General features: G+C 58.7%; 15 protein-coding genes. 5 read left to right on the top strand and 10 right to left on the bottom strand.

From position 1 onward, the window contains the following. The first annotated feature begins 434 nt into the window (after nucleotides 1-434). Nucleotides 435-1,043 carry a redoxin domain-containing protein gene (locus tag HRU82_12700; protein QOJ35746.1) on the top strand — a complete coding sequence of 203 codons (609 nt, stop codon included), beginning with the start codon at nucleotides 435-437 and terminating at the stop codon, nucleotides 1,041-1,043. A gap of 47 nt (nucleotides 1,044-1,090) precedes the next feature. Here the strand turns inward: HRU82_12700 and HRU82_12695 are convergent, their stop codons facing one another. After that, nucleotides 1,091-1,231: a hypothetical protein gene (locus HRU82_12695; protein QOJ35745.1), complete on the bottom strand. Its 141-nt coding sequence runs from the start codon at nucleotides 1,229-1,231 to the stop codon at nucleotides 1,091-1,093. Nucleotides 1,232-2,014: 783 nt separating this feature from the next. Here HRU82_12695 and HRU82_12690 point away from each other — a divergent pair. Then, a complete protein-coding gene (locus tag HRU82_12690) occupies nucleotides 2,015-2,392 on the top strand; it encodes a PilZ domain-containing protein (GenBank protein ID QOJ35744.1) in 378 nt (125 codons plus the stop codon). A 68-nt stretch (nucleotides 2,393-2,460) separates the two neighbouring features. Here the strand turns inward: HRU82_12690 and HRU82_12685 are convergent, their stop codons facing one another. The 7 genes from HRU82_12685 to HRU82_12655 form a co-directional block, all read right to left on the bottom strand. Next, the gene (locus tag HRU82_12685; protein ID QOJ35743.1) at nucleotides 2,461-2,904 is read right to left on the bottom strand and encodes a cytochrome c; all 444 of its coding nucleotides are present in this window, start codon (nucleotides 2,902-2,904) and stop codon (nucleotides 2,461-2,463) included. Between the two features lie 91 nt (nucleotides 2,905-2,995). Beyond that, a complete protein-coding gene (locus HRU82_12680; protein QOJ35742.1) occupies nucleotides 2,996-3,514 on the bottom strand; it encodes a DUF1264 domain-containing protein in 519 nt (172 codons plus the stop codon). 173 nt (nucleotides 3,515-3,687) lie between these two features. Beyond that, complete coding sequence (locus HRU82_12675; protein ID QOJ35741.1) at nucleotides 3,688-4,758, bottom strand: c-type cytochrome; 1,071 nt, start codon at nucleotides 4,756-4,758, stop codon at nucleotides 3,688-3,690. A 125-nt stretch (nucleotides 4,759-4,883) separates the two neighbouring features. After that, nucleotides 4,884-5,456 (bottom strand): VOC family protein, encoded by a 573-nt coding sequence (locus HRU82_12670; protein QOJ37203.1) that lies wholly within the window; start codon nucleotides 5,454-5,456, stop codon nucleotides 4,884-4,886. Between the two features lie 10 nt (nucleotides 5,457-5,466). Next, nucleotides 5,467-7,023: an aldehyde dehydrogenase family protein gene (locus tag HRU82_12665; GenBank protein QOJ35740.1), complete on the bottom strand. Its 1,557-nt coding sequence runs from the start codon at nucleotides 7,021-7,023 to the stop codon at nucleotides 5,467-5,469. Nucleotides 7,024-7,030: 7 nt separating this feature from the next. Beyond that, a complete protein-coding gene (locus tag HRU82_12660) occupies nucleotides 7,031-8,122 on the bottom strand; it encodes a saccharopine dehydrogenase NADP-binding domain-containing protein (GenBank protein QOJ35739.1) in 1,092 nt (363 codons plus the stop codon). Between the two features lie 81 nt (nucleotides 8,123-8,203). Further along, nucleotides 8,204-8,956: a hypothetical protein gene (locus tag HRU82_12655; protein QOJ35738.1), complete on the bottom strand. Its 753-nt coding sequence runs from the start codon at nucleotides 8,954-8,956 to the stop codon at nucleotides 8,204-8,206. Nucleotides 8,957-9,132: 176 nt separating this feature from the next. On the opposite strand from HRU82_12655, the gene HRU82_12650 reads away from it, so the two are divergent. Next, nucleotides 9,133-9,378 (top strand): ImmA/IrrE family metallo-endopeptidase, encoded by a 246-nt coding sequence (locus HRU82_12650; protein ID QOJ35737.1) that lies wholly within the window; start codon nucleotides 9,133-9,135, stop codon nucleotides 9,376-9,378. A 4-nt stretch (nucleotides 9,379-9,382) separates the two neighbouring features. Here the strand turns inward: HRU82_12650 and HRU82_12645 are convergent, their stop codons facing one another. Continuing rightward, complete coding sequence (locus tag HRU82_12645) at nucleotides 9,383-9,868, bottom strand: EVE domain-containing protein (GenBank protein QOJ35736.1); 486 nt, start codon at nucleotides 9,866-9,868, stop codon at nucleotides 9,383-9,385. Between the two features lie 76 nt (nucleotides 9,869-9,944). Here HRU82_12645 and HRU82_12640 point away from each other — a divergent pair, with 76 nt between their 5' ends. Then, the gene (locus HRU82_12640) at nucleotides 9,945-10,757 is read left to right on the top strand and encodes a YdcF family protein (protein ID QOJ35735.1); all 813 of its coding nucleotides are present in this window, start codon (nucleotides 9,945-9,947) and stop codon (nucleotides 10,755-10,757) included. Nucleotides 10,758-10,802: 45 nt separating this feature from the next. Here HRU82_12640 and HRU82_12635 read toward each other — a convergent pair whose 3' ends face one another. Next, on the bottom strand, nucleotides 10,803-11,174 hold the full coding sequence (locus HRU82_12635) for a hypothetical protein (GenBank protein QOJ35734.1): 372 nt from the start codon (nucleotides 11,172-11,174) through the stop codon (nucleotides 10,803-10,805). Nucleotides 11,175-11,304: 130 nt separating this feature from the next. Here HRU82_12635 and HRU82_12630 point away from each other — a divergent pair, with 130 nt between their 5' ends. Further along, nucleotides 11,305-12,099, top strand: coding sequence for a YkgJ family cysteine cluster protein (locus HRU82_12630; GenBank protein QOJ35733.1), 795 nt, complete (start codon nucleotides 11,305-11,307; stop codon nucleotides 12,097-12,099). Nucleotides 12,100-12,110 lie beyond the last annotated feature (11 nt).

Raw genomic sequence — 12,110 nt, 5'->3', positions numbered from 1 at the left:
CTACCCCAGGCTGATTTAAAGCAGTCATTGTTTCAGTTTCCACGGTATCTTCGCAGCAAGCAGCATTTCCCTCATCGCCAAGGGTCAATTCTGCCCTCACCCCCTGACCATCGCAACGCCACTTCCAGCGAGCTTTGCCGTCGACGCCTTCAGAATTATTTCTGAATCCGGAAAGTAAACATTCTCCAAAATCCGGGCCGACGCTATATTGATATTGAGAATTGATATCACTAATGTCCTGCCCGTAATGCTCTGTGCGAGTCGGATCTGAACCAATTGTTCCCGTCCCTCGCTCAAGCATGACAGCACTGATCATGCCCATCAGTGCACCGGGCAGCGCAAACGGACCCGCTGGAGGGAGGCATCGGGGAGAGCCCCGTCCACACTCCCCTCCAGTGGCTTTCCGTCCACCGTCGACAGGGAGGGCCCGCGCCATGCCAGAGTTATTGCATGTGAGCAACAATGCTGCCTCACCGTACTTCAAGTCAGAGCATGCCCGCCATATCACGACCAAGGAGGTCCAACGTATGATCGAAATCGGCCAGAAGATTCCCGCGTTCCGCGTGCCTGCGCTCAAGAGAGGTACCCTCACGCTGTGCGATTTGTCCAGTTTCCGAGGGCAGTGGCTCGCTCTCTGCGCCATTCCCTCGTTCGGCCTCCACGAGGCCACCTTTCTCGCCCGTCACCAGGAGGACTTTGAACGGGACGGCGCGCGGCTCGTCGTGCTCTGCCCTGAGGTCACGACCTTACATGCTGAGTGGATTCGACTCTATCCCACCCTGCGCCTCCCGATGTTGGCTGACCCCCTCATGCGCATCCATCGATCCCTCAATCTGTCTCGACACCCCTCCGATGGGCGCTGCCGCAGCGTACTCGTCGATCCAGCAGGCACGCTCAGATTTCACCTGACCCACGACCTGAATGCGCGAGAAATTGAGGAATTGAAGATCGTCCTCTCGGCCGCTCAACCGCAAACCGTTCATCCGGCTCGCCTCCCCCAAGTCCCGCGATCAAAAGGAGCTCTTACTTCATGCGTACGTTAAGCCCTAGACGGAGCAGGACAGCCCTCGCCTTGTGCAGCTGCGGCAAATTACACTTCAGCTACGATTCGGTCACATTCCATTTTGAGCCGGCTGAATTTACCGCGTTCGCGGAAGCCGTCGCTCATCTCTTCGCTCAGTACAAGCAATCGCAGCATGAGCGGCAGATCGATCCATTCCCCGCAATCCATCCGCACACCTGTCACTAGAGGGAGAGCCTCGATGAAGATCTACGATTGTCCACGCTGTAACCAACAGAGCTTAGTCCCGACCGGCGGATTCCTGTCCTGCCATCAATGCAATTACGCGATCACAGCACTGGCCTTAGCGATGGACCAGCGACTGCAAAATCATCCCCTACCGTCTCACGCATCATGACCGGAGGACGTCATGGGGACTGATATGACTCCGAAGAAGCATGGCCAGCGCATACTGCCACAGAATTTATCTGTAGCAGTAAGCCTCATCCTGTCCCTTTTGATGATTGCGGCTGCTTTGGCACGAATTACCTTCCGCTGAAGCACGTGCCAAGCCGTCACACGTCTCCCTGCCGAGACCGGCCTCCCACACCTGAACCGACCTTGACGCAATTTTTTCGTTTATCCGTAACGATTCAACCCGTATCACATCAGATACAGTAGACACAGTCATTATGCCCTCGCAGTCGCTCAGGCCAATCCCAATCCCCTTAGGCACATCTTTTTTGACCGAAATCAGCCATTTTATGGCTGGCATGTTAGCTGCTTGCCTCTCCCGGTATAGGGCTAAGCAGCCGCATGATCACCAAGTCAAAAGGGAGGGTACTACCATGCTGGTGATGATTGTCCTCATTGGCACCTATGTGGCAGGAGTTTGGTTAATTCGGTTGGTGTGGTGGCAGGAGTGATTGCCGAACGAGCGAGCGCTGTCACCACAGCACGCCGCCCCTCCAATGCAGGATACCGTTTCAACCGTCCGACCACTATCCTCCCACCATGCATCCCAAAGCCGCACCACCCGCTCCAGCACATCAGAAGCCAGACCATGCGACAGCGACACTGTCGTTTGACCGGCTGCATCACCGGCTGAATATCACATGCCCAGCTCTATTCAGCGGAACACTCTTCATTGCGGAAGGGACCGTGCGGAACCTCTCGCAAGCCGGTTGCCTACTCGAGTGTGACCGCGCGGTCCTGCAGGGCAGTTATATGCCCCTCAGAATCTTGTTGCCTGACCACCATCGCTCCCTGATTGTCGAGCTGGCGGCGGTGCGTTGGGTTGACGGCGATCGCATGGGCGTAGAATTTCTGCGGTTCCCCCAGCAGGAGCAGTCTCGCCTGGCGACATTTCTCAAGTCGCTCCAGGGAAGGTGACACTGGAACTGAGTATTCTAGGAGGGCCGCAGGGGAGTACTCCGGAGGCACGACCTATACAGATCGCATCAACGGCCGAACGAGCGCACATACAAGAGCACCTGCCACGCCTCTTCTTCCGTCAGCACGAGCGGAACGAAGGAGGCCATATCGGTTCCTGGACTTCCATTCTTCAGGATCCAGAATAGTTCTCCATCGCTTCTCGCAGTTTGCCATACTTTGTCGGTAAAATTTCTCGGCAATTTCCCGCGCAGCCCTTCGATGTCGGCCAGCCCCTTCCCGTCCCTGCCATGGCAGGTCGCACAAAACGCCTTTCCTTGAAAGAGCGCTTTCCCCTTTTCGATGTTGTCAGCTGTCGCTGGGACGGGATTCGCCCAGGCTTTCGCTTCGTCGATTTTGTCGGCCGGGACGCGAGGCCTCAAGACCGCTTGATCGGCTGCCAATGCTGGACACGCCCCAACGCCAAGAATGAAAAAACAGAAAACCAGCCTCTTCCATCGTTCTGGCACCATAGCGTTCCCCGCACCCGGCCATGTCTCTTCTTGCCACGTCGGTTGAGGCCAGGCCCCATCCCAGCAGGATGAGGCCCGGCCCAAGACGGCTTTACTTCTCAGAGTGCCCGGGGAATTTATGCCCCAGGGACTGCGGGAACGAGACTGTTCCATCGGGGAACTCTTGCCCAGCCTGCCAGAGGTGGTAAATGACGCCGTCGGTCCCCGCCGCCACTTCCGCCACCTTTGCTGCCTGGTCCGGCGGAAGGTCCAGCACCTGCACCCGACCGGTCGCAATTTCAACCTTGTGGTCATGGAAGTGCCGGTGCCATTGAATCGGAGGCAATTTCCTGGTGAGGTCTTTCGAGACGAAATACTCGATCGCTACCAATTTAGCTTTGGGATCCGGCGAATCGAACAATAGACACTGCAGAATTTGGTCTGAGATGCCCTTACAGTAGTGATGGAAGGGGCCCCCCGGCTCCCCGTTGGGCATGAGATGGGGGGCCTGCACATGGATATCAAAACCTTGAACCGGAGACTGCGGTTCTCCGCTCACGGCCTTTTGGGGAGCAACTCCCGCGCATCCGATTGTGGCTGCCGCCAAAACAGCCAGTAGTCCTTTTTTCATCACAGGTGGCCTCCTCTATGGTTTGGTTGGTTACCGAAGCCGGTCTCTGCAACCGACTGCTCCTCACGCACCTCTAGCTTAGAGTCCCGTTTCAGAGAAACGATTCGCAAAACTTCCTCTCCTCTAAGTTTTTTCTCGAGCCCCAATGGTCGACCACCGCACCTGCGCAAGCCTCACTGGGGCAATTTGGGCATGACTACTTTGAGGGGCTCTCCTGTCAATGCCTGCAGAAATGCAATTAAGTCGGCCTTTTCCTCCGCGGTCAGCCCCAATGGTCTTATCATCGGGCTCAAATTGGGGTTGGCCTCGCCACCTTGGTCCAAAAACTCCACCACCTCCTCCAACGTCTTGTACACACCATCGTGCATGTACGGAGCAGTTTCGGCAATGCTGCGCAGAGTCGGCGTCTTGAATGCGCCCTTATCCTTTTCTGCCTTGGTTACGAGGAAACGGCCTAGATCTTCTTTCAACGGCCCGACCTGCGGGACACCGAGGTTGTGGAACTGATTGTCGGTAAAGTTTGGCCCGTTATGACAGAGAATGCAGCGAGCCTTGCCCTTGAAGAGCGCCATCCCCCGCACCGCCGCGTCGCTCATGGCGCGGTGATCTCCACCTACATACTTGTCGAACGCGGAATTGGTCGACAATACCGTGCGCTCATAGGCCGCAAGGGCCTCGGCGATGCCCTGCAAATTCACATCGGTGCCGAACACGACACGAAACTGCTGCTGGTATCCTTTAATCTTGCCCAGCTTGGCCACGACATGTTCATGGGTCTCCGCCATTTCAATCGGGTTGTGAATGGGCCCAATCGCCTGCTCTTCGAGCGACCGCGCACGGCCATCCCAAAACTGAAAGGGATTGAACGCCGTATTGAAGACCGTCGGCGACTGACGTCCGCCGATCCCGCCTCCCACACCGATCGACGTCTGGCGCGCATCGGCAAATCCTGTTCCGGGGTTGTGGCAGAACGCGCAGGAAATCGCATTGTTCTTGGATAAGCGTCCGTCAAAATAGAGCTGCTTGCCCAATTCGACCTTGGCAGCATAGCCTAAATTGGTCCCAGGCATGGGAACCGACGACGGGAGAGGCCCAATATCCGGGACGGTAATGCCGTCGAGGGTCACCGTCCGATGCGGAGCATGGGCGGAGGGTGAGGCCTGGCCCACAGCAGTTCCAGCTCCGACGATACACAACACCACCCCCATCATGACCGTACGCGGAGCGCAGCGGGGTCGCACCATAATTGTCACCTCCTCTTGCAATCCCTGGATCAGCCAATTGTCGCAGAATTGGCACCTGCGGCATTCTACTCAGGATGACGGTCGAGGTCGAGACTCTCGTGCGTGGACAGACCACCGCCAGCGGGTCAATGGCCGTGCACAGTCGATCGCATGAGGCTGTCGGCTTGCGGTGGAAGGAACCCCTGATAGCCCTGATGACGCTCGGCCAATTCCAGCACGGAGAACGGATGACCTTCCACCATTTCTGGCGCCGTAAAGATCTGCCGTAAGGTCCCACCTCGAGCCCCGACGATTTCGCCGGCAAAGACGATCCCCTGCGCTTTCAAGCGATCGACCGCCTGCTCGATGTCTTCCACCCGAATCGCCACGTGGTGGAACAGCTGGTCGCCGAACTTCTGCACCCAACGGGGAATAATACTGGTCTTCCCACGCTCATCCGGATAGGCCTGATCGACGAAGAGGGCAGGGAATCCGGCCCGCCGATACACCTTGGCATACCAGTCGTCATACTGCAGAGTCTCATCGTAGGCGTAGCCGAGAGATACGAATTCCTGGGCGCGCAGATCGATATCCATCGTGCGAATCGTGACATGATCGATCACCGGCACGAAGCCAACTCCGACCGCATCCAGAGATTCCTGCACCAGTCGGCCTGCGTAGTTTCGGGAGAGAAAGTCGGCGGTCATACGAGTCAGCACGGCCTCTAGTTCAGCCTCTTGCCCCATCATACCCTCCTTCGGTTCGCCCGAACGTGATGCCCTGTGCCAGCGGCAATTCCGTTCCCCAATTGATGGTGTTGGTCTGCCGCCGCATATAGGCCTTCCAGGCATCGGACCCGGCCTCGCGGCCCCCACCTGTCGTTTTTTCGCCGCCAAACGCCCCCCCGATCTCCGCCCCAGACGTGCCGAGGTTGATATTAGCAATGCCACAGTCGCTGCCGGCGGCGGACAGAAACACCTCGCTCCTTCTCAGATCGCGGGTAAATAAAGACGAGGACAGGCCCTGCGGGACCCCGTTCTGCATCCAGATCGCGTCATCAAACGATCGGTACGTCATCACGTAGAGAATCGGCGCAAAGGTCTCCTCCTGAACGACCGCCCAGTGGTTCTCGGCCCGAACGATCGTCGGTTCCACAAAGTGCCCGGGGTGCGTCAATACCCGGCCGCCGTATAGCACTTCGCCTCCTTCCCGGATCACCGTCGCCAGCGCCTCCCGGTATCGCTCCACGGCTTCCCGATCGATGAGCGGCCCCATCAAGACACCCGGCTCCAACGGGTCGCCGACCCTCACCTCTCGATAGGCTGCGACCAGTCGCGCGATCAATTGCTCGTATTGCGATTCATGGACGATCAATCGCCGCGTGCTGGTGCAACGCTGCCCCGCCGTACCTACCGCGCCAAAGAGGATCGCCCTGGTAGCCAGATCAAGATCAGCCGTTTCGTCCACGATGACTGCGTTGTTGCCGCTCAACTCCAGCAAAGATCGGCCGAGGCGCCGCCCCACTGTCTCCGCAACCCGACGCCCAACCGGCACGGACCCCGTGAAGGAGATCAACGGCAGCCGATCATCCCTCACCATTCGCTCGGCCATTTCAACTTCATTCGTCACCATCAGGGAGAACAGCCCCGGATATCCCGCCTCCTGCAAGACGTGGTGACACAGCCGCTGCACGGCCAAGGCACAGAGGGGTGCTTTGGGCGAGGGTTTCCACAGCACTGCATTGCCGGCGACGGCTGCGATGAACGCGTTCCACGCCCACACCGCCACGGGAAAGTTAAACGCCGTGATGACGCCCACCACTCCAAGGGGATGCCACTGCTCGTACATGCGATGTCGGGGACGTTCAGAGTGCATGGTCTGTCCATACAACATGCGGGACAACCCGACGGCGAAGTCCGCCATATCGATCATCTCCTGGACTTCCCCCTCACCTTCACTCTTGATCTTGCCGACTTCCAGCGATACCAAGGTGCTCAACGCGTCCTTCCTGTCCCGCAAAGTTTGACCGATGCGGCGCACAATCTCCCCGCGTCTGGGAGCCGGGACGATTTTCCAAACCGCTTGTACCTGCTGCAAGTCTCGCATTGAACGCTCATAGTCGGCCTGCGTGCAACAACGAACCCGCGCTAGCAGCGCTCCTGTGGCGGGATTATGGGACGTAATCAGACCGGCAGGCTCGACGGGTTCCCATGGCATTGAAGAAAGGGGAGTCTCCCGCTGCTCCGGCCGCCATCCCAAAAGATCGAAAAGCGCCCCTATATTCATCTGATCCCTACGATCGAAAAGAGATCCCAAATCGATTGTCCAGGATAGAACGTAACGGGAAACATTCCTGCGTCACGAACCCACGATAGGCCGAAGGATTGCACAGAACCAAGTCCACAACGCTACAGAGTGAAGAGGCCGTGGTGACCTGAATGGCCGACCACAATCGTCCAAGCCTCGCCTGCGGATACACTTTTTTCACATAGGTCTCTTCGAACAATTCGCCTTGGCGCGTGCCCGTCACAGCCGCATAGATCAACACCACATCTTGCAGCGTCTGGGGAATCGCCCGCTCCAGAATCCGCTTCAGCGTCTCACGATCGTCGTTCAGCTTGAGATCGTTCATCAGGAACTGAATTTTTTCGCAATGTCCCGGATAGCGCAGGGTCTTATAGTTCATCGTGCGGACCCTGCCGCGGTACGTATCGGCCAACGTGCCCAGCCCGCCCGACGTGTTGAATGCTTCGTACAGCAGCCCGTCCAATTCGATCGTTTCATACCCTTCCAAAGGTTGCAGACGAACCTCCTGGCCCCCCTCGATCCCAACGCAGACATTCCCGTATTCATTGATCAACCCGTCCGTCGACCAGGTGAGGGAATACTTCAGGGCATTGCTCGGGTGAACCGGCAAAGCCCCCACCCGCAATTTCACACTCTCCACCGATTCAAAATGCCCGATCAGATCGTTAGCCACAATGCTGATAAATCCGGGCGCGAGACCGCATTGCGGAATAAATGCCCTGTCGGAGCCCGCACTGATCGTTCGTACCCGAGCGGTGACGGTTACATCCTCCGTCAAATCGAAATAATGAAGCCGCTGGGCGCGTGCGACTTCAGCCACAGCAGGATTGCAAAAATAGGGCAGGCTGGAAACCACTGCATCGAATCGGTGGGATGAGACGTAGGCTGCAACGGAATCGGCTCGACGCACGTCCAATGCGCAGGGGGTCACGGACGTCAGCGACAACTCATCGATCAGGCGCTTGGGGCCATCCAGAGTCAGGTCGGCAAGATGGACTTCATAATGTCCCTCGACCGACAGCAGCCCTGCGACCAGAGAACCGATTTTCCCCGCCCCGAGCACCAATACCTGAGGCATTCGTCACCTCACGGTCATTATACTCCTTCAGGTGTGCAGGAACGATGCGGAACGGAGAGGACAGAAACTGCGAAGGTGTCGCTACGAGGAGGCCTGACGGAGGCGGGAGGGTGTGATCAAGGGAGAAGAAGTCTTGGTAGGCGGCGTTCGATTGTCCATGGCCTCAAACAGCAGGCAGCACTTGAGTCGTCCACACACACCCAAGAGCTTGGGGTCATCCACGGGAAGGCCCAAAAGGCGCGCTTGCTTGACGGTCACGGGCTTGACCTCGGTGAGGAAACTGGCGCAACAGAGGACCAAGCCGCACGTATCGATGCCGCCTAACCGACTCGCCTCGTCACGAACCCCCACCTGGCGCATTTCGATTCGCCCGCCGAATCGGCGGGCGAGCTGTCGGACCAATTCACGAAAATCGATCCGCTCGTCGGCTGTGTACACAAACGTCATCTGCCTGCGTTGGAACGAGCAAAACACTTCAACCAGCTTCATCCTCAAGCCGAGCGCCGCCGCTTGCTCCCGGCAGGCCTTCCAGCCATCGATCGAGAGCCGCTCGTACCGCTCGATGGTGGCATCATCCTCCGAGGTCGCCTTTCTGGTGATGGGTTGCATCACGCGCATCGGCGGAATGAACGGCACAACCTGAGGGGCTCCATAGACCACTCCGTAACTCAGTTCCCCGGCCACGTCGAGCAGCACACGGTCCCCCACCCGGAGGCATGCATTACCCGCGTCGAATTTCTTCACTTCGCCGCGGTCACGGATCTTGACTCCGACGACCCTGACGACGGCGGGATAGGGCTGAGCCAGTTCGTGAGCTAAGAGTCCGTCTACCATGCGCGCATCTTACACTATCCGCTCTTTCAAAGGAAATCCTCTCCACACTCCCGTTGTTCTCAGCTAAGTCTTTGATATGGTGCCTGTTCGTCAGCGGAAGCGCACCGAGGAAATATGGTAGGCTACTCGCAAGCTTGGGGACAGCGGTCGCCCATTGCCCAACAGACGAGGATCACGTGCGCATACCGAATAAAGTCGTCCTCCCCTTCGGATACCACATCACGGTTCGACAGCTCACGGACTCCGAGATGGACCGGCGAGACACGAACGCCGACGGGATTTGGGACAACGAAACCAAAACCATCTATATCCGCAAACGACTTCCGGTCACGAGACGGCGGTATATCTTGGCCCATGAGTTGGGCCATGCGTGGCTGGATTGGCAACACCGCTATTTGGACGATGGAAAGGCCCGCACGTGAGGCCCTACTGACCTGCCCGGCCGCGCGCCAAGCGAAGGATTTCCTGCCATTCCGACTCGCGCACCGGCTGCACGGAAAGCCGCGATCCTCGTCGGAGCAGTTCCATGTCCTTCAACGCCCCTTGTTTACGCAGAAAATCCAGCGCCAGCGGGACCTCGAACCTCCGGAGAAACCGAATATCGACTACATACCATCGAGGCCGCGCCGGATCGACGGCCGGATCATAGTGGGGATCGCGCTTGTCGAACTGCGTCGCATCGGGGTACGCAGTCTTCACCACTTCAGCCAGCCCGGCCACGGCGGGCGGATCCGCATTGCTGTGATAAAACAAGACCTGATCTCCCACCTGCATCGACCGCATGAAGTTACGCGCTTGATAGTTACGGACCCCATCCCAAGCCGTAGTCTGCCGCGGCGCACGCGCCAGATCATCGATTGAAAAGACATCCGGCTCCGATTTCATCAGCCAATACTGTCGTTTCCCTGCCATCGCGTCCCTCCTGACCGCTTGGTGTCCTGCGCCGCTCAGTGTATGCTGCGGCCGTCGTCGGGTAAAGAGGCGTAGAATGGATCTTAGCCCTGCCTGGTTCGGGGTCTACAAGCTCGCCAAGTTCGCAATCTATCCACTGTCGTGGATCGTCATGGCCGCAATGGCGACGCTCGTCATCGCCTGCCTGCCGGTCACGCCACGGCGCACGGCGTGGCTCAGATGGTGTGCCCTCGGCACGGTGCTACTTATTTTTCTGACCGCGACGCCGCTGTTTTCGAATAGCTACATGGCCATGCTGGAAGGGCACTATCCTCCCTTTCGGGCCGACCCCTCCAGGAAGTTCGATGCCATCGTCGTGCTGGCAGGAGGCATCCTCCCGAAGGGTTCTCTCCGCCCGGTCGATGAACTCATGGATGCATCACGTCTGCGCACGGTCTGTGGGGCCACCTACTGGCGGGCTGGCCTGGCGCCGAAGATGCTTCTGTCAGGCGGCGATGCAACCGTCCGCCGAACCGGTGTGCTGGAGTCCCACAAGATGAAATGGTGGGCTATCGAACTCGGCGTGCCGGAATCGGCGATTCTTCTGGAAGATCGATCCAGGACCACCTATGAAAACGCCATCCAGACACGCGCGCTCCTGGGAAACAGCCGAGTGCTCCTAGTCACCGATGCCTATCACATGCCTCGCGCGGTGGAGTTCTTCGCCAAGCAAGGGTTGTCCGTCACGCCGGCGCCTTGCGGGTACAAGGCCACCCATACCCCCGGACAGACATGGGAGCAGTTCACCCTGTTCGACCTTCTACCCAATTCCAAAGCCCTTTCCGTAACAACTGACGCGGTTGAGGAGGTGGTGGGCATCGCCTTCTACCGGCTTGTCGGGAGGGATTAGGGGCATGGCCAGCGCTCCCGTTCAGGGAGGCCGATCGCCTGCTTGTCACTCGCCCGAGATGCCCTCTTCAAGCCGATCGATGAGGGCGGCGTAGGTCAGTTCGCGAATGAGGGCTTTGGATGGGGCGATGGAGCCGGCATTGGTCTCAAGCCAGACTCGGTCGGCGATCTCACCGCGCGCCTGATTGCACCGCCCCCACATCTCATGCAGAAACTCAAGGGGTAACCCGACTTGCACCCCTTCCGACTCGATGCGGTCATCTAGAATCGCCAGCAGGTCGGCGATGGCATGGTCCGGCTGATAGGGCGGAGGCGAAAAGCCGAACGCCTGCTGGGCTTGGGACTCTTGTCTTGCCTGCTCGACCAGATCCTGCATGTAACTTTTCAGCAATCCGATGAGGTGCCCTGAGATCTGCATGGAGACAGAGTACTCAGAACGGGTTCCCCCTGCAAGGCGCTCGGTTGACCGCCGATTCCATGGTTCTCTATGATAGCGTCCTGAGCCACAGGTTCTGAACTGTCCACCCCACTATGCACGAACCGCAACGATGTCGACGCCGGCGAGTCACCAACCAGTCGTAGAACACTTTGAGATTTCCCTGCAAACCCCCAGCGGCGAGGTCACGACCGCGGTGGCGGTCCCGACGAGTTTTGTGCCGGTCGCATCGATCCTTCCCCTCCTGCGAGGCCTGGACGAAGAATCGCAGCGCCTGGAACAGCAACGGCTCGTGGAGGGAGGGCAGGCTATTTCTTGTCGCAAGGGCTGCGCCGCCTGCTGTCGCATGCTCGTACCCGTCTCCGCACCGGAAGCCTTTGCGCTGGCAGAAGCATTTGAGCGTCTCGACCTGCCCGAACGGACTCGTCTCCAAGCACGGCTCGATTTGGCGGCTCAACGGTTGGCCCAAGCGGGGTTGTTGAAGCAGTTGTCCTCGTTGGCGGACTCCCAAGAGCCCCTCAACGACGAAGCCATCGAGCCGTTGAACCGATCCTATTACGCCCTCCGGATGCCCTGCCCCTTTCTGAAGAACGAAGCCTGCAGCATCTATGAGCATCGCCCGGCCGCCTGTCGCGAATTGGCCGTCACGTCCCCCGCCACGGCCTGTCAGGACATGACCAGCCCGCAGGTGGCTTCGGTCCCGGTCGCGGTGCGGATGAGCACGGCCTTGAGCCTGCTCTGGGCCGAGCTGACCGGGACTATCCCCAGACTGATCCCACTTCCACTCGCCATCGACTGGGCCAAACGCCATGAAGCCGAACGAGCCCGTCGATGGGCCGGCACTGAATTATTCGAAAAGGCTCTCGATAAGGTCTGGCGGTACCTCAGTCAAGAGAAGGTCCGCTGAGCAGGCGAGGC

The sequence above is a fragment of the Nitrospira sp. genome, from assembly GCA_015709715.1.
GTDB lineage: Bacteria > Nitrospirota > Nitrospiria > Nitrospirales > Nitrospiraceae > Nitrospira_A.
This window is presented reverse-complemented; position numbering and strand designations above follow the sequence as displayed.